Annotated in this window: 14 protein-coding genes and 2 pseudogenes; 8 read left to right on the plus strand and 8 right to left on the minus strand. The window is 69.1% G+C overall.

The genetic code is table 11. The annotated features are described in order from the left end of the window. Positions 1–716: 716 nt before the first annotated feature. A pseudogene (locus tag MFF13_RS26520) lies at positions 717–1,904 on the plus strand (transposase); the annotation flags it as partial. Between the two features lie 192 nt (positions 1,905–2,096). Here the strand turns inward: MFF13_RS26520 and MFF13_RS00910 are convergent. The 5 genes from MFF13_RS00910 to MFF13_RS00930 form a co-directional block, all read right to left on the minus strand. Further along, complete coding sequence (locus tag MFF13_RS00910) at positions 2,097–3,287, minus strand: tyrosine-type recombinase/integrase (RefSeq protein WP_147708297.1); 1,191 nt, start codon at positions 3,285–3,287, stop codon at positions 2,097–2,099. 3 nt (positions 3,288–3,290) lie between these two features. Further along, positions 3,291–3,644: a helix-turn-helix domain-containing protein gene (locus MFF13_RS00915; RefSeq protein WP_147833089.1), complete on the minus strand. Its 354-nt coding sequence runs from the start codon at positions 3,642–3,644 to the stop codon at positions 3,291–3,293. An 897-nt stretch (positions 3,645–4,541) separates the two neighbouring features. After that, the gene (locus MFF13_RS00920) at positions 4,542–6,272 is read right to left on the minus strand and encodes an AAA family ATPase (protein WP_238270170.1); all 1,731 of its coding nucleotides are present in this window, start codon (positions 6,270–6,272) and stop codon (positions 4,542–4,544) included. A gap of 643 nt (positions 6,273–6,915) precedes the next feature. After that, positions 6,916–7,263, minus strand: coding sequence for a hypothetical protein (locus tag MFF13_RS00925; RefSeq protein ID WP_147708300.1), 348 nt, complete (start codon positions 7,261–7,263; stop codon positions 6,916–6,918). After that, the gene (locus MFF13_RS00930; RefSeq protein WP_238270172.1) at positions 7,260–8,105 is read right to left on the minus strand and encodes a metallophosphoesterase; all 846 of its coding nucleotides are present in this window, start codon (positions 8,103–8,105) and stop codon (positions 7,260–7,262) included. Before MFF13_RS00930 ends, MFF13_RS00925 begins: the two co-directional genes overlap by 4 nt. A 376-nt stretch (positions 8,106–8,481) precedes the next feature. Between MFF13_RS00930 and MFF13_RS00935 the strand changes: the two genes are divergently transcribed. The 3 genes from MFF13_RS00935 (at position 8,482) to MFF13_RS00945 (ending at position 11,875) form a co-directional block, all read left to right on the plus strand. Continuing rightward, entirely contained in the window at positions 8,482–9,222 is a 741-nt protein-coding gene (locus tag MFF13_RS00935; protein WP_147708302.1) for a DNA-binding protein, read from the plus strand. 458 nt (positions 9,223–9,680) lie between these two features. Then, entirely contained in the window at positions 9,681–11,345 is a 1,665-nt protein-coding gene (locus MFF13_RS00940; RefSeq protein WP_238270174.1) for an anti-phage dCTP deaminase, read from the plus strand. Then, complete coding sequence (locus MFF13_RS00945) at positions 11,342–11,875, plus strand: hypothetical protein (RefSeq protein WP_147708304.1); 534 nt, start codon at positions 11,342–11,344, stop codon at positions 11,873–11,875. The genes MFF13_RS00940 and MFF13_RS00945 overlap by 4 nt, the downstream gene beginning before the upstream one ends. 114 nt (positions 11,876–11,989) lie before the next feature. Here MFF13_RS00945 and MFF13_RS00950 read toward each other — a convergent pair whose 3' ends face one another. Next, complete coding sequence (locus MFF13_RS00950) at positions 11,990–13,729, minus strand: recombinase family protein (protein ID WP_147708305.1); 1,740 nt, start codon at positions 13,727–13,729, stop codon at positions 11,990–11,992. 63 nt (positions 13,730–13,792) lie between these two features. Between MFF13_RS00950 and MFF13_RS00955 the strand changes: the two are divergent. Beyond that, positions 13,793–15,253 (plus strand): annotated as a pseudogene (locus tag MFF13_RS00955) (ComEC/Rec2 family competence protein); the annotation flags it as partial. Here the strand turns inward: MFF13_RS00955 and lexA are convergent. Together lexA and MFF13_RS00965 are read right to left on the minus strand one after the other, a co-directional pair. After that, positions 15,247–15,978 carry a transcriptional repressor LexA gene (gene lexA / locus MFF13_RS00960; protein ID WP_238270176.1) on the minus strand — a complete coding sequence of 244 codons (732 nt, stop codon included), beginning with the start codon at positions 15,976–15,978 and terminating at the stop codon, positions 15,247–15,249. The pseudogene MFF13_RS00955 and the gene lexA overlap by 7 nt on opposite strands. A gap of 163 nt (positions 15,979–16,141) precedes the next feature. After that, complete coding sequence (locus MFF13_RS00965) at positions 16,142–17,080, minus strand: hydroxyacid dehydrogenase (RefSeq protein WP_147827866.1); 939 nt, start codon at positions 17,078–17,080, stop codon at positions 16,142–16,144. Between the two features lie 368 nt (positions 17,081–17,448). On the opposite strand from MFF13_RS00965, the gene MFF13_RS00970 reads away from it, so the two are divergent. From MFF13_RS00970 to MFF13_RS00980, 3 genes are all read left to right on the plus strand, one after another. After that, positions 17,449–17,832 carry a response regulator gene (locus MFF13_RS00970; RefSeq protein ID WP_147729619.1) on the plus strand — a complete coding sequence of 128 codons (384 nt, stop codon included), beginning with the start codon at positions 17,449–17,451 and terminating at the stop codon, positions 17,830–17,832. Positions 17,833–17,870: 38 nt separating this feature from the next. Beyond that, positions 17,871–18,395, plus strand: a complete 525-nt coding sequence (locus MFF13_RS00975; protein WP_238270178.1) for a protein phosphatase CheZ — start codon at positions 17,871–17,873, stop codon at positions 18,393–18,395. Between the two features lie 115 nt (positions 18,396–18,510). After that, positions 18,511–19,296: a creatininase family protein gene (locus MFF13_RS00980; protein ID WP_238270180.1), complete on the plus strand. Its 786-nt coding sequence runs from the start codon at positions 18,511–18,513 to the stop codon at positions 19,294–19,296. Positions 19,297–19,322 lie beyond the last annotated feature (26 nt).

The raw sequence follows: 19,322 nt of genomic DNA on the forward strand, positions 1-19,322 counted from the left end.
CGGGAGGCTTTGTGGGGGCGGGGTACGGCCGGCCCCTGAGGATCGGCCATTCGATGGGCGATGAGACGTTGGTGTTCGGGACCCGCTGGAGCGTGTCGGGTCGAGCGCCTGGCCCCTGTGCGACATCGATCCGGACGTGCCGTCAGGCCCCACCACGAGACCATTCCAGTTGGGCGATCGCACTTGGAGACGGGGGGACCGTCACGACGGTCGCGATCGATGCGTGTGATGGCTTTCAAGACCATCCAACGTTTGCGTCGTCGGGCCCGGAAAGCGGATGCAGACGACGTGGAATGCTTTGAGGGTCAGGTGGTCGATCACGAGCCACGAGTCCCGCAAAAATCACGCAGCCATTCTATATTGCGCTAAGATATTCAAATTACTGGTGAATTCTTGAACCACATAATGGATTGCTCCATGTTGGGTTTTAATCGCTCTTCGATCGATAATTATCGATCCACCAGTCCGGTGCTCCGAACGAGGTGGAAAAGACCAATTGGATGAGGCGCTTAGCCAGAATTTTGGCCGCAGGTTCCATGGGTAACACCCTGGTTGCCCACCGTGTGACGCGGGTCCGGCATCGCGTTTAAAAGCATGGAACGGCACCGAAAAGCACCTGGGGTCACGCAAAAGTCACGCAATCCCAACGCACGATCCGGGCCTCCGACGACCGCCGCGGGGCACGTAAAAGGATGCCGAATGGAAAAGCATTCACACCGTCGCTTGCCCGGGCGATGTTGCGAACGATCCGGCGACTGCCGCCGCCGAACGCGGTTCCACCCTGCATCGTCGGCGTCGATGACTGGGCGCTGCGCAATGGCCCGACCTATGGCACCAACGTAGTCGATATCGAACGTCCACAGCCCATCGACCTGCTGCCCGATCGCTCGGCCGAGACCTCGGCGGCCTGGCTCCGCCGCGAGCCCCGGGGGGCCGGCTTGTGGAGCGCGACCGCTCGACCGAGTACGCCCGCCGCACCACGCTGGGCGCGCCTGAAGCCGTGCAGGTCGTCGATCGGTGGCACCTCCTGTTCGACGCACGGCAGATGGTCGGGCGCTGGTTTGACCGCGTCCATCCCCGTCGGGAGCAGCTGCCGCCAATCTAGACCCCGTTTCCCTCGACCCGCCGGATCAAAGCCTACTCGCTGGCCCACACGCAGGCGCTCGCCCGTGCCGCGGCGGCCGAGCGGTGGGAGAGGCTCTACGACGTCTGCCGCCGCCGGGCGGCCGGACAGTCGCTGCGATAGATCAACCGCGAGACCGGCCCGCGGCACGGTGCGCAGGTGCGCGTTCGCCGAACGCTTCCCGCGCCACGGCCGGCCCGGACCGGGGCGCGGCCACCTTGACCCCCGTCTCGATCATTCCCACGCCGGCCTCGCTGAAGGCTGCGAGAGCGCCGTGCGGCTCCGGCGCAAGCTCCGGGAGCCCGGCTTCCACGGCACCGTGAAGCAGATCCAGCACCGGCCGAGCGAGGGACGTACGCGTCCGGTCAGGACCACGGCCGGGCGTTACCGGACGCTGCCCCATGCCCGGACGGCCGCTCCGGCGTCGCCCCCGCCGCTGTCCCCCACCGAAGCAGCTATCCCGGCACCTCTTTCGCGATCCGGGCGAACTCTACCAAGAGGCTGCAGCGGCGGTCGCCACGGCGGCGCGTGGGTGGAGCCCGGCACAATCCCCGCCTTCGGCGCGTGGTCGGGCGAGGCCCTCACGGGCGGCGAGCGGGTGGTCGAGGGCTTCGCCACCAGTCGCGGGCAGGATGGGGCCGCCGACCGCGCCGGCCTCTACATGTGCTGTTGCTGTGGGCAAGCCGAAGGCCAGGCCGATCGCCTCAAGCTGCTGAATCGCTCCATGTACGGCCGCGCCAAGCTCGACCTCCTGCGCCGTCGCCTCCTGCTCGCAGCCTGATCCATCAAACTCGGCGATGAACCACTTCAATGGGGGGGCGGGCCAATGGACCGTCCGGTCCCCTCGGTGGTGAGGCACGGACGGAGAGGGGGGTGGTCAGATCATGGATCGGGCTGCGTTGCGAATGGCAAAACGCCCGGCGAGAGAACTCGCCGGGCGTTTTGCGTTTCATCGTCGTTCCTTGACGGTCTCTCAGCCCGGGTGCGGCTCCGAACCATCGTTCGGTCCGGGCGTCCACGCGTCCCTGAGCCTGCGGGTTTCCGCAGCCGTCTGGGCCAGACGCCGACGGATATCGTCGGTGGTGATGTACGCGTAGTGCCTTGCCGTCGTCGAGATGTCGGAGTGGTTCAGCACCTTCGAGGCCGCCTTGAGGTCCCCCGTCGTCCTGACGATCCGCGCGCCCGTGGTCTTGCGGATGTCATGGATGCGAAGGTCGGTCACACCGGCGCGATCACAGATGTTACGCCAGATCTCGGTGATGCTGTTGTAAGACAGCGGGACACATTCCCCCTCGATGCGCATTTGCTTGGTGACGGGATGCCTGCCGTCCCGCGTCATCCGGAAGGTGAACACGTGGGTCGGATGCTTGTGCCATTCGGCCTTGAGGATCTCCGCGACCTCGGGGGTGATTTCCACCTGCTGGAACTTGCCACCCTTCCCGACGACATGGATCACGCCCTGCCGCCAGTGCACCTGCTTCTTCTCGATCAGCGACGCCCTCTTTCGAAGGCCGGTCTCCAGGACGAACCTGACGTACGGCCATACATCGGGACGGATGCCTTCGAGGATCATCTCCTCGTCGATCACCATCTCGCGTTCGCGCGGCGCCACGCTCAGGAGGTGGTCCTTGTAGTGGGGCTCCCTTCGCAGCGACACCCCTCTGACCTTGGCGTGCCGCAGCACCTTCTGGATCATGTGCGTCACGCTGTTGTTCACGGCGGCGTTCGAGATCCTGCCGAGGTTGGGACGGTCGAACCGCCGCTTCTTCCGTCGCTCGGCGATGAGCTCGGCGAGCTTGGCGTTGTCGATCGCCCGTACGGACAGGTCGCCGATCCTGACCTTGAGCCATGCGAAATACGGTCTCTCGCCGACGTAGGAGGGGTAGTCGCCGGCGTTGTCGCGGTACGACGCCACCGCCTCCTCCCAGGTCATGTCGATGTCGTCGGGATCGGGAGCGGGAGCCACGCGCCGGGCCGCCTCCTCGTCGAGGAGCCTGTTGCGGAGGGCCCTGGCGACCCTCTCCGCACCCGCGATGTCATCCTTCTTCCGCTTGGTCGATCCGCAGTGGCGGAACCCGCCGACCTTGAAGTCGTAGTGCCGGTAGGGGCTGCCCTTGCGCTCGCGGGTGAGCTCGGGCTCCGGCTGCTGCTTCCTCGTCGCCATGGCTCAGATCCCTCCGTTTCGGTTGCGGACGGCGATGCGCCGGGGCGCGCGGGCGGACAGCCTCGGGGGGATGCCCCGGGGGGCCACCTTCCGGCTGCGGGCGAAGTCCTCGATGGCCTCCTCCATCACCCGGAGATCGCGCCGCACGATCCCGCGGCCGACGTTCACGGCCACCAGCGTGCCGTCTGTGACGTGGCCCTGGACCTGGCGCAGGCTGATCCCGAGCGTCTCGGCCACTTCCGGCAGCTTGAACGCCTTGCCGATCTCGAAGACGATCTCGACGCCGGCGTGCCATCCGCCGGGCATGGCTCCCCGATCGCACTCCCGCTCGGGGGCGCGGCTTTCACTCGCGTACATGTTCGGTCTTCCTTGCTTGCCCCTGCGGGGCTGTTTCACCGGACCCGCCGCACACGTCGCTTCGTCGTGGCGCGCGGCGGGCCTTCACCGGATCGTCCCCGGCCCCGTCTGAACGAGGCCTGGCGATCCCCACGGGAGGGCGACCGGCATGGGTCGTCCGCCCGCAGCCGGGATTGACCCGGATTCGGTGACCCTCTAAAGAGGGTGCGCAGTCCTGTTCGGTCAGCCTGCCCTCGATCACGGCGGTCGCTTCGTAACCGTGCGCCGTGATCGACTGCTCTGCAGACGAAAGCCCCGTTGGTCCGCCGGCGGGGCTTTCGCTCGCCTGGGATCGGGCCTTGGGTTCGATGGTTCGTCCTACATCCTCGTTCTCCCCTTGCGCCGTATGCGCCGGCCGGGAGCCCCGTGCCGCCAGGCCCTGCTACAGGGCCTTGACAGGAATGCAAGGGCCTCGACCAGGCGTCGAATCGGCGATCATAGTATCGCGTAAACCTTTGTTATTGAAGGTCTTTTCCGAAATCGAAGGATAGACAACTTTATCCTTAGTTCGGGCATTCCCGCCGCTCAAACCGAGGTCCGAGGCCGTCCGATTCCCTGGCCCTAAGCCCTTGAATCCATTGAGACGGGATTTTCTGCGCCGATCCTTCGATCCATGGATCGCGGCGGACACCGGAAAACCGGGCAAACCGCGACTGCTTTTTTAGCTCCGAGGCGCCTTATTTGCATTGCGAGGCCGCCGATCGCCACTCCGGACGGTCGGTGGCCTCGCCCGGCCAGGAACATCGGCTCCGAACACCGGGCGCGGCGGTGTCGTCGGGACGGCTGTCATCGACCCTGATTTTGCATCGCGTCGCGACGCCGTGGGCTCCGAGGTTACCCCTGCCGTCGCGGTCGGGATCAACGGGCGGCATGGTGGCCTCCCCGGCGTCGGCGGCCCCTTGCGGTGGACCCGGCCTCGATGATCGTGCGGATCTCATCGCCCGAGAGCACCCGGGCCTCGACGAGCCGGTTCGCCAGGACCTCGATCACCCCCCTGTTCTCCCGGACGAGATCGGTCGCCTGTGCGTAGAGCCGAAGCAGGTCGGCCTCGACCGTGCGGCGCAGTGCCGGGTCCGTGCGCATGGCGTCCTCGGCGTTGCCGCCGCGGTAGGCGAGGTGGTCGCCGAGGCCGAACTCCGTGTGCAGCGACACCACGATCCCCGTCGCGCGGTCCAGGTCGGAGCCGCGACCGCCGCCCGCCCCGGTGTGGGGCGCCCCGACGAGGGCGTCCATCGCGCGGCCGGCGAGGGCTACCACGGCGACGTTCTCAAGTTGCGTCTTCGTGAGGAACGCCCTCGGGGTCATGATCCCCCGCGCGGCCCCCTCGCTCGACCTGCGGTCCGCGATCGTGACCGAGGTCATCGACGCGACGTGGAGCCTCGCCGCGCAGACGCAATGCGCCGCCTCGTGGGTGGCGATGGCCCGGACCTCCGCGGGGGTGCGCGTCTCGGCCGGGGCCACCTGCGCGATGAGGTCGCCAAGGACCATGCGACGGCCTTCGGCGCGGGCGAGCGAGCGCGCGGTCTTGATCCAAGCGGTCACCTCGGCACCGGTAGACCCGGCACCGAGTTGGGCGACGCCGGAGAGGTCGGCCTCCTGGAGGTCGATCCCAAGGTGCTGTCGCATGATCCCCACGAGGGCATCCTTGTCCGGCCGGTCGATCCGGATCACCGGATGAAGCCGGCCCGGACGGATCAGGGCCGCGTCAAGCATATTGATGTGGTTTGTCGCCCCGATTACAATAACCTTCGAGGTTATATCGGATGTCGTTGAGTCAATACTTGCAAGCACTGAGTTAACGAATGGACTCCACCAATCTCTAGCACGATTATCCATGGTTGCTCTGTTAGGAATACTGTCTATTTCGTCTAGGAACAGAATACTAGGTGCTATAGCGGCGGCTTGCGCGACCTTCGCCTCCCACGCCTTGAGCACGCCGTCCAGATGACCGGAAGACGAGGTGAAGAGTTCGGCTACGCTCGCCGAGACAAGCGGGACCCGAGCCGCCTTTGCGAGACTGCGGATGAGGCTGGACTTACCAAGGCCAGGTTCCGAGTACAGCGTGCAGTTCTTGGAGATCTGGGAGAATTCCAGACGTCCGGCTCGCCATTCGTCGAGGTCGCGCACGAGCGCGAGGGCGAACGACATCGCAGCTCCGTAGCCGTAGAGAGAGGCAAGGTCAGGGACGTCCTCGCCGAGCGCGTCGCCGCCCGAGAGGGCGCGGGCGGAAGCCTGGAGCCGTGCGATGCAGGTCGCCGGCGAGGTGCCCATCCTGATCGACGCGGTGATGTCGTCGAACGAGAGGCCGGCGGCGACGGCGGGCGGCAGCCGGCGTGCCCGCTTGCCGGTCACCGCCTTGATCACGTCGGCGACGACCCGATTCGACGGCGGCCCGATGCGGACGACCAGGTCGGCGGCCTGGACGAGGGTGGCCGGTAGGTAACGGGCCGGAGCGTGGCAGACGCCTGCGATACTGGCACCCCGCGACAGCGCGGATGCGACCGTCCCGTTGCCCTCGGTCGGGCGGTCCTGCCTGGCGCCGGTCCTGACGATGACCTGTGCGAAGGCAGCTAGGTCGCCGAGCGCCATCTGGATCTTCGTCGACCAATCGGGACCCGGCACCTCGACGACGACGGCGAGGCCCTCCTCCTCCCGGATGCGCCGCAGGCCCGCCGGGCCGAGGGCGTCGAGCAGGGCCGCAACAGGCAGTGCTTCCCGGGCGTCCCGGCAACCGGCGAGACCGGCCCGGACGTAGACGGTATCGGCGTCGTCCGCGGGGTGGTGTTCCTCGTTGAAATCGAGGGCGGCCTGGGCGGCGACGCGCTTGGCATGGGCGATGAGGGAATTCGACATGGCTGCCTCCGGGGCGAGGCAGCCGGCCGCGATCGCGGCGCCGGTCAGGCCTCGTGGGGAATGGGGGTCGTGCGGGGAGGGCGCGGCCGGGCGGCGATGCCGACGGACCGGGCCGGCCTGGGGACAGGCCGGGGCGCGCGTTTCGGCGCGTGGGGGCGAAGGGTCATGGTGTGCCTCTGGGGGCGGGTCCGCCCGAGCATCAGCTCCGAGGGCGGGATGGGCTCCGGCCGACGGCGGGAGCGTAGGTCGCCTGATCGGCGATAGGTAGATACTACGAGATCGAAGTAATCCGCGTCAAGACGAAAGTGCAGAGACGGGTAGTTTTAAGAACTTCGGTGGATAACGGGGACGAAGCCAAGTCGAGGCGGATCGGAAGACCTTACGCGACCGCCCGACTGCTGAGTGGGTCCGGGCCCGTCATGGCGGCCGGGTGGAAGGATCCGTCTGGGCCCGACCGTCGTTTGGACCCGTCCGTATCGGGCGTGTCCCCCTGGCGTCGGACCGCCCGCGACGTCCTGCCGAACGGCACCACGACGCCGCTCGGGGCCCTGGCACGGGCGGAGGTTCCGGCCATGCGCTCCGCCTCCGCGATCACGGTGTCGCCGAGGGCGACGAGGGCCTGGTGCATGGCCTTGCGGTAAGCCGCGATGCCCAGCTCGTCGCGAAGGACTGCGGCCCTGTTGATGAATTCCACCGCGAGATGGAGGTCGTCGTGGACGCTGATCATCGGTCGGATCCTTCCTTTTCGGTCGAGGGCGTGAGGGATGCCGCATCGTGCCGCGGTCGGGGGACCTCGACGACGAGGTCGGAAATGAAGCCCGCCTCCTCGTCGGTATGGCCCCGGGCGTTGCAGACGATGCGGGTATCGAACAGCTCGTAATCGGCGTGCCGGTGGACATGCCCATGGATCCAGAGGGTCGGGCGGGACGCCTCGATGACGTCTTCGAGGTCGCTGGCGTAGCACCACGCCAGGTCCGGCTGCGGGGGCAGGCTCCGTCGGCTCGGCGCATGGTGCGAGACGACGACGGTGCGCTCCGGCGCCGGCCGGATCGCACCTTGGACGAAGGGCCGGCTCGCGCGGTGCAGGCGCAGCACGTCCTCGGGCTGGATGCGGTGCCGGGAGGTCGGCCCGGTGCGGATCCGGCGATAATCGTTCATGCCCTCGCGCCCGCCGGCCGACCGCAGGCCGTGGAGCAGGCCGAAGGCGCCGAGGCGGAAATCGGTCCACAGGGTCGACCCGACGAAGTGGATGTCGCCGATCGTGACGGCGGCATCCATCAGCGGGTGGACACCGAGGCGATCGGCGGCCGCCCGCCCGCGCGAGACCTGGTCGGAAAGGGTGTATCGGTCCTCGCCACGGTCCCACCAGAAGTCGTGGTTGCCCGGCACGTACACGACCGGGACCCCGAGGAAACGTTCGGCGATCCATTCGAGCGAGCGCACGAGCGGGACGTGCACGTCGCCGGCGATGACGACCACGTCGAAGCCCCCGGCCGGCGCGTGCGCCGCCGGGTCCCAGGCGTTGGTCGCGCGTTCCTGGTGTAGGTCGGAAAGGGTCCAGAGGCGCATGTCGCGGCCCTCCGATGCCCACGGTTTTCGAGGCCGTGGTGATGACGATGCCCGGGGTTTTCACCCTCGGTCGGCCCATCGGGCCTGGTGCGCGCGCCGTCGGGCGCAGGCCGTTATGCGGCCTGCGGGGCTTTCATTCGGGTGCGGGCAAACGCGTTCGTCATGGGAGCCCAGGTGGGCGGGGGAGGGCCTGGGGTCAAGCCGGCCGCTCGGAACATGGTTGACCGTTGGTTAACGGGAATCCCCCGGCGGTGCGTGGACGGCGACTCCGTGGGGAACGGGAACGAGGAACGTTCCCCGTTCCCGTTCCCCGGATTTTCAGGGGGTGCTTAACCAAGGTCCGTCCAATCTATCCTTCGGTTCGGAGGGGTTCGCGATGACGCCGCGGGAGAGGGTCTGGAAGGTCTGCGACCGGCTCGGCTCGAAGGGCAGGGACGACGTGAGCGTCCAGGCGGTCATCGACGACATGACGGGCAAGCCCCCCTTTCGAGCCATGGCCCGTGGGGCGGTCATGCTGCACGTGCGGGATTGGAAGGCGGCGAACGCGTACAAGCCGCGGCTCGACCTCAAGCTGTTGCCGGAGGCGATGCAGGCGGGGCTGATCGAGTTCGCCGAGAGGGTCTGGGCGTCGGCGATGGTCGAGGCGACGGCCCGGCTCGCCGATCGGCACAGGCTGGCGGAGGCTGAGCGGGTCGCCACCGACGGGCTGCTGCGGGAGGCGGGCGCCAGGTTGGAAAGGAACGAGGCGACCGGTAGGCTCCGGGAGGAGGAGGTCGTCCGGCTACGCGACGAGAACGCGAAGCTCGTGGCGGAGGTCGAGCGCGTGCGCAGGCGCCTCGACCACATCCGGGCGGAGGAGTTCTGGGACCGCGTGATGCGCGAGGTCTTCGCGCTCATCCCCCCGCGCGGGGTCATGACGGTCGAGGAGATCCTTCCGAGGCTGCGGCAATCGACGCGCCGGGGGGCGCGGCTCCATCGCGAACCTCTCGACGTGGAAACGCTACGCAAGAAGATGGACGTGCGTGTGCATCACGGGAAGTTCTTCGTCCGGAACTACGACCTGACCTATCAGCGCGAGGCTCGCGGTCTCGCAGCGATCGGCCACGGCGAGACCTAGGCTCGGGCATGGCCATCCAGCGCTCCCGTCGAGAGGGAAATCCCGACTGCCTGGCGCTCTCGCAAGGCTGCCGTAACGCGTGTGTCGGAATGCGCTTCCCCATCGCGGGCCGCCCGAAGTGGAGACGCGTTGCGAGAAGCTGAACGTGCTTGGCGAGCACGGGAGATGCTTAGGTGAAGCCTGTCGGCGCGAACCCCGCCATCTCGGCGGGATCGCCCGCGGGGAAACCTAGGGATGATGCTTGCCGCCTCGTTCGGACGGAGCCGGCATGCGGATGCTTCGGTCGGTCCTGCCGCCCTCATCGAGCGACCGCCTTGCCCGCCCCTGCGCGTTTCATGGTCAACAGGTCGTTTGTCGCCGTCCACCTCGGGACATGTACGTTCGTCGAGGAAGCGTATATCGGCGATGGGCTCCGAACGTATGGTTGCATCGAGCGCCTTCGGTGCCGGTCGAATTCGGTGGCGGCGAGGCGGGTCAAGATGGTCGATGGTGTCGTTGTCGCTCGCCCGGCCGCGGCCGCGAAGCTCGGGCACGCCGGTGAGACCAGTCAGGAAGTCCTGAGACGGTCGCGGGGAAACGAGCTGTTCATCGCCGTGGTCGGGCCCGTCGGGGCCGGGGCCGGACGGGCGGCGAAGATCATCAAGCAGTTCCTGGAGGAGGCGGGCGCCTCCCGCCACGAGGTCCATGTCGTGAAGGCGAGCTCGGCCATAAAGGCGTGGGGGCGCGCCGAGGGGCGTGCGATCGCCGGCGACGGGGCGCGCAAGACCCTCGAAGGCATCGTCGACATGCAGGACCACGGCGATGCCATGCGCCTGGCCACGCGTGACAACGCGGCCGTGGCAAGGGCCGTGGTCGGCGAGATCAGGGCGGTCCGCGCCAAGGCGAGCGGCCAGCCGGAGGGCGAGCTCGACGGCAGGCCCCGAGCCTACATCATCGACTCCCTGCGGCACCCGGCGGAAGCGCACCTCCTCCGCCGTCTCTATCAGGACGCGTTCACGCTCGTCGGCGTCGTGTGCGACCCGGAGAAGCGAAGCCGGAGGCTGCGGACGGAGCTCTACAGCCTCGACGATCGCCAGACGCAGGCCACGAAGGCGGCGATCTCCGCCTTCATGGACCGCGATGCCGACGCCCCCGAGAAGCACGGCCAGCACGTCGTGGACACGTTCCACGAGGCGGATTTCTTCGTCGACAATTCCAAGGACGCCGAGGACGACCCGAACAACACGGCCATGAACGAGCCGCTCCGACGCCTGGTCCGGCTCCTGACCCTGAGCGAGGTCATCCGGCCGAACGTCGCCGAGACGGCGATGCATCAGGCCCATTCGGCGCAGCTCAAGAGCGCGTGCCTCTCGCGCCAGGTCGGCGCGGCCCTGGTCGACGCGCAGGGCAACGTCGTCGCGACCGGGACGAACGAGGTGCCGAAGGCCGGGGGAGGGGTCTACGGCGAGGCCTTCGAGCCCGGGGACGACGAGCGATGCGCCTTCAGGCCGGACCGGTACTGCAGCAGCAACCGGGAACAGAACGCCATCATCGACGCGTTGCTCGTGGCGTACCCCATGCTGCTCGCGGGCCGGGAGAGGTCCGTGGTCGTCGCCGAGCTCCGGCGCACGCGGCTCGGCGGCCTGATCGAGTTCAGCCGTGCCGTCCACGCCGAGATGGATGCGATCCTCTCCGCCGCCCGGACGGGCGTCTCGCCGCGCGGCACGCGGCTCTTCGTCAGCGCGTTCCCCTGCCATTACTGCGCCCGGCATATCGTCTCGGCGGGGATCGACGAGGTCCAGTACATCGAGCCCTACCCGAAGAGCCGGGCGCTCGACCTGCATTGCGACGCGATCACCACCGTGTCGGAGGATTGGGAACCTCCGTCCCGTTTCCGGCATGAATCCCCGCGCGAGCGAGCGGCGCCGCGCGAGGCCGCGAAGCCCCGGCCGAAGGTTCTCTTCAGGCCCTTCGTCGGCGTCGCGCCCCGGATGTACGCGAGGGTGTTCCTCAAGGACCGTGACTACAAGGACAAGGTGACCGGGAATTTCGCCATGGGCGAACCGGACTGGGGTGGCCCGTCCGACCTCTTCAAGCTACGCTATACCGACCTCGAACGGGACCTCGGGATTCGCCCAGCATGAGCCATCCGCACCTTCGTCTCGTGGCCGGGACGGCCCGTGACGAGGCCCCCGCCGTCGCGTCGCGGGCGCATCAGGAGCAGCTGTCCCTCTTCGATTTCCGCCCCGTCCAGCGCGTGATCTGCTTTCCGATGGCGGACCTGCACGGGGAGGTTTTCGCCCGCGTCTTCAGTCAGGCCAAGCCGGCCGTCGTGCTCGATGCGCGGGCCTATCCCTACTTCGACCTGAACGCCCTCAGCCGCCAGAGGGCGTTCAGCCTGTTCGAGAACACGTGCTCCCACTACGTCCACAGGCACATCGACCTGAGGCCCCCGAGCGACCAGGGCGGACGCTGGCGGGTGCGTGGCATGGCGATGGACGTCCTGACGACGTTCGCGCGGCCGTCGGACCGGAACGCGACCTGTCTCGCCGTGCTCCTTCACGGGCGCACGGACGTGGAGGTCCTCGACGAGGCCCTGCGCCACTCGGAGGCCGGCCGACCGGTCCACTGGCGTGTCGAGACCCTGGAAGGGGTCCCCGGCCTTTCCAGCTGATCCCCAAGGCCGCGGCGGCCTTCCCCGACACGCTGCGGTCCGGCGAGGCGGCACGGCCCACGGTCCCGTCTTGGGACCATGGGCCGCCCGCGACCTCCCGGGTGGCCGGACCCGTCAGGGATCCTCATAGGCGGCCACGGCCGCTTCCAGCCATGCCCGCCGACGTGCCTCCACCTTCTTCGAGACCTTGCGCGAGAAACCGAACAGGCCGGGGCCGGAAGGGTGCCACCTGCCTTCGTGCAGCCAGTACCCGTCCCGGAACCGGTGCATCGATCCGTCGATGGCCACGATGTCGACGTGCCCGTCCTGCCGGCATCGCATCGACGTCACGGTGTCGCGCAGCATCTGCCGGACGCGGATGCGCGCAGCGTAGCGTTCCTCGTCGGGCGCGTTCGCGCGGTCGAGGTCCAGCATGAGGGCGATGGCGGGCTCCCTGCCGTCCGAACCGCCGGCCTCCCTCAGCGTGAGCAGCGTCGCGGACGTCTCCGAGATCCCCTTCTCGATGGTGGCGACCTCGCCGCGGATCCTGTCGATCGCGGGCTCGGCGAACCGGTCGCCGCGACCGAAGGCCCGCATCAGGGTCTCGGCCTCGGCCTGGAGGCCGTCCCGGCGGGCGATGGCATCCCGCAACGATTGCTCCAGGCGCTGCATCTCGCCGGCGTCGGCCTTGGAAAGGTCGACCTGCACGAACCAGGTCAGCACGGCGTCCTCGGTCTCCAGGTAGGGGATGCGGACGTCGTTCGCACAGGTGCCCGCCCGGCTCGTCGAGCAGATGAGCACGATCGTCGACCGGGGTCCCCGGTCGCGGTAGTTCATCGGTTTGCCGCACATCGCGCACTCGGCCACCATCCCGAAGAGGTTCGAGATGCGCGTGCCCTGCCGGCCGCCGGCGTTCGGCGTGGTGCCCAGCCGACGCGCGTCGGCCACGCGCCGGGCCCGGTCCCACAGCTCCTCGTCGATCACCGCCGGATAGTAGTCCGGGATCACGTCGCCGGCGGGGATGCGCTTGCCGACCTTGATGCCGTTCCTGATGCTGAACTCCAACCTGTGGGGCCGGAACTCGCCGAGGACGGCCCGGGTGTCGGTGATCTTCTGGATCACGCCCCCGTGCCATGCGCGGCCCTTGCCCCAGGTCGGCTCCCCGTCCCTGTTGAGCCCCCGGGCGATCGCATCGCGCCCCTGCCCGTCGGCGAGCTCGGAGAAGATCCGCTCGACGATCCGCTTCCGATGCCCATGCGGCCTGAAGCCGTCGCCGTCGACCTCAAGCCACGACGGGATCCTCGCGGTGAGCTTGCGCTTGCCGATGTTCGCCCGTTTCCGGACCCAGGTCTCCCTCAGCCGCGCGGCCTTCATCAACGACTCGTCGTGAGCCCGCATCAGGTAGACGATCGAGATGATGAACTGCATCGGGTCGGACCGGGCGTGGTAGGTCTGCCTGTCGATGATCGACCTGACGATGATCCCGTTGTTGACCAGCCGCAGGAGGAGTTCCTGCGCGATGTTGATCTCGGCCCGCGAGACGCGATCGAGGGACTCCACGAGGAGATAGCTCCCCGCGGCGATCCTGCCGGCCTCGACCTCGTTGACGAACAGCCTGAGCTTGCCCGTGCCGCCCTCGGCGATGTTCGCGCGGGTGTAGGCCGAGACCCCGATGTCATGCAGGTTGAAGCGGGTGTCGAGCGTGAGATGCGGGTTCTCGGCGAGGTACGCGTCGCGCAGCTCGATCTGCCTTTGGAAGCCGTCGCGGTAACGTTCGCCGTCGCCCTTGCTGACCTGGCGTTTCGAGCTCAGGCGCAGGTAGGAATAGGCGATCGCCGGTGGGGGTGCGGCGGGAAGGCCGGAGGGTAGACCCATCGAAGTCCAGGCTTTCTGACGTGATGGCCCCCCATAACACGTTGCCGGCCAACCCTGCCAATCGTCGTTTCTATCTCTGGACTCCACATGGTGCTGGCCGCCGGCGTCGTGTTCTGGCTCGTGCGGGCCGGGCTCGCGCTGGTGCCGTTCCTCGCGCTGGCCTGGCCGATCAAGAAGATCGCCGCGGCGCTGGCGATGGTCGGCGTCACCGCCTACTGCGTCTTCTCCGGCTGGGACATCGCCGCCGAGCGCTCCCTCGTCATGACCCTGATCATGCTCGGCGCGATCCTGGTCGACCGCCCGGCGTTGAGCATGCGCAACCTCGCCCTCGCCGCGCTCATCGCGCTGGCGCACGAGCCGGAGGGGCTGCTCGGCCCGAGCTTCCAGATGTCGTTTGGGGCGGTGGCCGGCCTCATCGCCTGCGCCCGGCTGATCGACGGGCGCCTGTTCCGCCGCGATGGCGCCGGGCGGATCGGCCGGCTGATCGCCCTGGGGCTGACGACGGTCGTCGGCACGCTCGGCACGACGCTGGTGGCCCAGGTCGCCACCGCACCCTTCGCGACCTACCACTTCCAGACGGTGCAGCCTTTCGGGCTGATCGGTAACGCGCTCACGCTGCCGCTGGTCTCGCTCGCGGTGATGCCGGCGGCGGTGCTCGGCATCGTCGCCTACCCGTTCGCCCTCGATCAGCCGGTCTGGTGGCTGATGGGCCTGGCAGTGCGGGGGATGCTGACGATCTCCGGCTGGATCGAGGGGCTCGGTCGCGCCAACGTGGTGGTGCCGGCTTTCGGCACCGGCGCGCTCGGGTGCCTCGCCGCGGCGCTTCTGCTCGCGACGCTGCCGGTCTCGCGCCTGCGCTGGCTTGCCTTGCCGCCCGCCTTGCTCGGGCTAGGCCTCGCGACGGCGCCGGCCCGCTTCGACATCTACGTCGATCGCCAGGGCAGCGGTGCCGCGGTGCGCCGGATCGACGGCAGCCTCGTCGCCCTCGGCAAGCCGTCGAACTTCGTGCTGGAGCAATGGCTGAAGGCCGACGGCGACGGCCGGACCGGCGCGCAGGCGACCGGTGGTCCCACCTGCGACCGGATTGGGTGCGTCCTGCGGCTCGCCGACGGCCGCGCGGTGGCCCTTCTGAAGGACCGCCGCGGCTTCGCCCAGGATTGCGCCAACGCCGCGGTGTTGATCACGCCGCTCTCCGCGCCGCCCAGCTGCGCCGCAGCCCTCGTCATCGATCGCGCCTACCTCGCCGCCCACGGCGCGGTTGCGATCCGCCTGCAGCCGGACGGCTTCACGGTGAGTCGGACCCGCGAGCCGGGGCGGACGCTGCCGTGGCGACCGGCCCAAGCCCGCGTGCCGGCCAAGCCAGCCGACCAGCCGGTGCCACAATCGCCTTTACCCGGCGAGATCAAGCCGAAGTACGTACCTTTCCAGGGCATGGCGCCGCCGAATCCGCGGACCGAACCGGCGCCCGACGACCCGGCCGCGGACGGCACCGACGCCGAGATGCCGGCGGAGACGCTTCAGTAACGGCGGACGAGGCTGACCAACCGCCCCTGGATCTGGACGCGATCCGGCCCGAGCACGCGGGTTTCGTAGGCGGGGTTGGCCGCTTCCAGTGCGATCGACGAGCCGCGCCGGCGCAGGCGCTTCAGCGTCGCCTCCTCATCGTCGATCAGCGCGACGATGATGTCGCCGGTGTTGGCGGTGTCCTGCTTGCGGATCACCACGAGGTCGCCGTCGAGGATGCCGGCCTCGACCATCGAATCGCCGCGGACCTCCAGTGCGTAGTGCTCGCCGCCGGCGAGGAAGTCCGGCGACATGGTGATCGCGTGGCTCTGGTTCTGGATCGCAGAGATCGGAGTTCCGGCGGCGATCCGGCCCATCACCGGGATCGACACGGAGCGACCGCTGTCATCGACCATCTGCGTCGTCGGCCGAGGCGGCACCGCCTTGGCGCGCCCGCCCTCCACCACGCTCGGGGTGAAGCGGCGTGGCGCGGGCGCCGCCACCGGAGCGGGCGCCGCCATGCGGCCGGAGCCGTCGGGCATCCGCAGGACCTCGATCGCCCGGGCGCGGTTGGGAAGCCGGCGCAGGAAGCCGCGCTCCTCGAGGGCGGTGATCAGCCGATGGATGCCCGATTTCGACTTGAGGTCGAGGGCGTCCTTCATCTCGTCGAACGAGGGCGGGACGCCGTCCTCGCGCATCCGCTCATCAATGAATCGCAGGAGATCCAGCTGTTTACGGGTCAGCATTGGCGAGCTCGCGAGAAAGTGCGGCCGCACGAAGGTGAAGCCGCAGAAACAAAACACGAACACGTTAAACGTTCGTCAAGTGTTCCGCAAGGGTTCTTGTCGCGACGCGCTGCGCGGACAGACGAATTCGTTACGCGACGGTGCCAGCGCGGCAAGGCGAGGTTCAGCCCTCCAGGCTTCGCCGCACGGCGCGGGCCGTGACGGCGGAGACGCGCACGTTCGATTCCTGCGTCACGCCCGCGATGTGCGGCGTCAGGATCAGGTTCGGCACGTCGGCGAACAGTGCCCCGCCCATAGCATCCAGCGGCTCCTCCGCGAACACGTCCAGCGCCGCCCCGCCGAGATGGCCCGACCGGAGCGCGTCGACGACTGCGCGCTCGTCCACCACGCCCCCGCGGGCGGCGTTGATCAGGATCGCGCCCGGCGGCATCCGGGTGATCGCGTCGGAGCCGATCATCCCCCGCGTCGCCTCGGTGAGCGGCACGTGCAGGGAGAGCACGTCGCTCGATGCGATCAGCGCGTCGAGCTCGGCACGCGTCACCGAGCCGTGGGCCGGGCGCCACGCGGTGTCCTCGGGCGTCAGGTACGGGTCGAAGGCCGAGACCGCCATGTCGAGCGCCGCGGCGCGCCGGGCGGTCTCGCGGGCGATGGCACCGAAGCCGACGAGGCCGAGGCGCTTGCCGGCGATCTCGCGCCCCATCGACGCGTTGCGCGGCCACGCCCCCGCCGCCACCTGCGCGCTGGCACCGTAGGCGCCGCGCAGCAGCAGCAGGGCCGTGCCGATCACGTACTCGGCCACCGCGCCGTCGTTGGCGCCGGTCGCGGGATGGACCGCGATCCCGCGGGCGGCGCAGGCCGGCAGGTCGATGTTGTCGAGGCCGACGCCGAGGCGGCCCACCACCTTGAGGTCGGGAGCCGCTGCCAGCAGGTCGCCGCGCACCTGCGTGCGGTTGCGGACGATCAGCCCCGCCGCCTCTTGGAGCGCCGCGCGCAGGGCGTCGGGCCGGTCGACGAGGGTCGGATCGTAGAGCGTCTCGAACCCGGCGAGCTCCGCCCGGATCGCGGCCTCGTCCATGAACTCGCTGATGACGACCTTGAGCATCGCGTGCCGATCCTGTTTCGCGCGGCGGCCGAGCCTCCCCCGCGGGCGTTCCCGTCGGGCGCCGTGCCCGCCTGCGGGGCCGTCATCCTGCGTTGGGACGCATCGGTAAAGGCCGCGCCGGCTCATCGCGAGGGAACGGGCGGGGCGACGCGGTGCCGTTTGGGCTCGGACGGCATTCGTGTCCCGCACATCAGTATTCGGGCGTCGCCGCCCCGGGCGGCGCTGGACCGGCGCGTGATTAACCGCTTCGCAAGGCAAACCGGCTTAGGTTTGGACCCATGAGGTGCGGCCGGCGGCGGCGCCTTTCGACAATGCGTGACCGACGCCGACCCGAGCCGGCGATTCGGAGACACCGGAGCAGTTTCACCATGGCCCTCGACCTCAGCATGCCGATCCTGGTCGTCGACGACTACCAGACGATGGTCCGCATCATCCGCAACCTCCTGAAGCAGCTCGGCTTCGAGGAGGTCGACGACGCCTCCGATGGCACGGCCGCCCTGGCGCGCCTCAAGGGCCGCAAGTACGGCCTGGTCATCTCCGACTGGAACATGGAGCCGATGACCGGCTACGAGCTGCTTCGCCACGTCCGCGCCGACGAGGGCCTGCGCACCACGCCGTTCATCATGGTCACCGCGGAATCGAAGACAGAGAACGTCATCGCCGCCAAGAAGGCCGGCGTGAACAACTACATCGTCAAGCCGTTCAACGCCGCCACCTTGAAGAGCAAGATCGAAGCGGTCTGCGGCGCCTGAGCGGCCACTCGGGGCCGACACGCGGAGGAGTGCTGACGATGGGTGTGCAAAGACCGCTCGGCGCGACGATCAACCCGGCGACGATGGTCACCGAGTTGATGGAGATCGCGGACTACATCGCCCACGTGCGCGACGAGATCGCGGCCTTGCGCGCCAACGAGCTGACGCACGACCGCATCCCGATGGCGCACGAGGAGCTCGGCAACGTCCTGGCCGCGACTGCCGGCGCCACCAACTCCATCATGGAGGCGGCCGAGTCGATGCTGGCGTTGCCGGACGGACCCGGCTACCGCGACGCAGTCGAAAGCGGCATCGGCACGATCTTCGAGGCCTGCGCCTTCCAGGACATCACCGGCCAGCGGATCGGCAAGGTCGTCGCCGCCCTGCAGCAGTTCGAGGTGCGGCTCGCGCGCTTCTCCAGCGCCGTGCGGGCACGGGACGCGGCCGGCCAGGATCCGGCCGAGGCCGAGCGCAACGAGCGCGCCCAGCGCCTGCTCCTGAACGGCCCGCAGCCGAACGGCCCTGCCACCGCCCAGCACGACATCGACGCCCTGTTCGCCTGACCCTCGACGGGCCGGCGCCGCCCCCGCTAAAGCATTTTCCAGCGAGGTGGATGCCGGCTCGCGTGAAGAAAATGCTCTAAAGCGTATGGCTTAAGCGGACGCATCGAGGCAAAGCATGGCGGCACGGCTCTGGTCCGACCTGACCACGCGGGATGTCTCCGCGCGGGACATGGGCCGCACGGTCGCGGTGCTGCCGGTGGCGGCGATCGAGCAGCACGGCCCGCATCTGCCGCTCTGCACCGACGTCGCGATCATGGATGGCTACCTCGCGCGCGCCTGCGCCCTGGTGCCGGCCGACCTCGACGTGCTGGTCCTGCCGGTGCAGTCGGTCGGCAAGTCCGACGAGCACGACGCCTTTCCTGGAACGCTCTCCCTCACTACCGCGACCGCGCTCGCCGCCTGGGGCGAAATTGGCGCCGGCGTGCACCGCGCCGGCTGCAGCCGGCTGGTGATCGTCACCTCGCACGGCGGCAACAGCGCGCTGATCGACCTCGTGGCCGGGGATTTGCGCGCCCGCTTCGGCATGGTGGCGGTGACGACCGCCTGGGCGCGCTTCGGCTACCCGGACGGATGCTTCCCGGAGGACGAGATCGTCCACGGCATCCATGCCGGCGGGGTCGAGACCGCGCTGATTCTGGCCCTGCGCCCCGATCTCGTGCGGCGCGAGGCCGTCGCCGACTTCCCCTCGCGCACCCGCGCCATGGTCGGCGACTTCACGCACCTGCGCGCCGGGCGCCCGGCCGCCTTTGCCTGGAAGGCCGGCGACCTCCATCCGTCGGGCGCGATCGGCGACGCCAGGCTCGGCACCGCCGAGGCCGGGGAGGCTGCCCTCGACCACGGCGCGCGGGCCTTCGTGGCGCTGCTGCACGACGTGGCGCGGTTCGACCTTTTGGGCAGGTAGCGCGCCGCAGCCCGCGGTGCGACGGC

The sequence above is a fragment of the Methylobacterium cerastii genome (genome assembly GCF_022179125.1).
In the GTDB taxonomy this organism is placed as follows: Bacteria; Pseudomonadota; Alphaproteobacteria; order Rhizobiales; family Beijerinckiaceae; genus Methylobacterium; species Methylobacterium cerastii.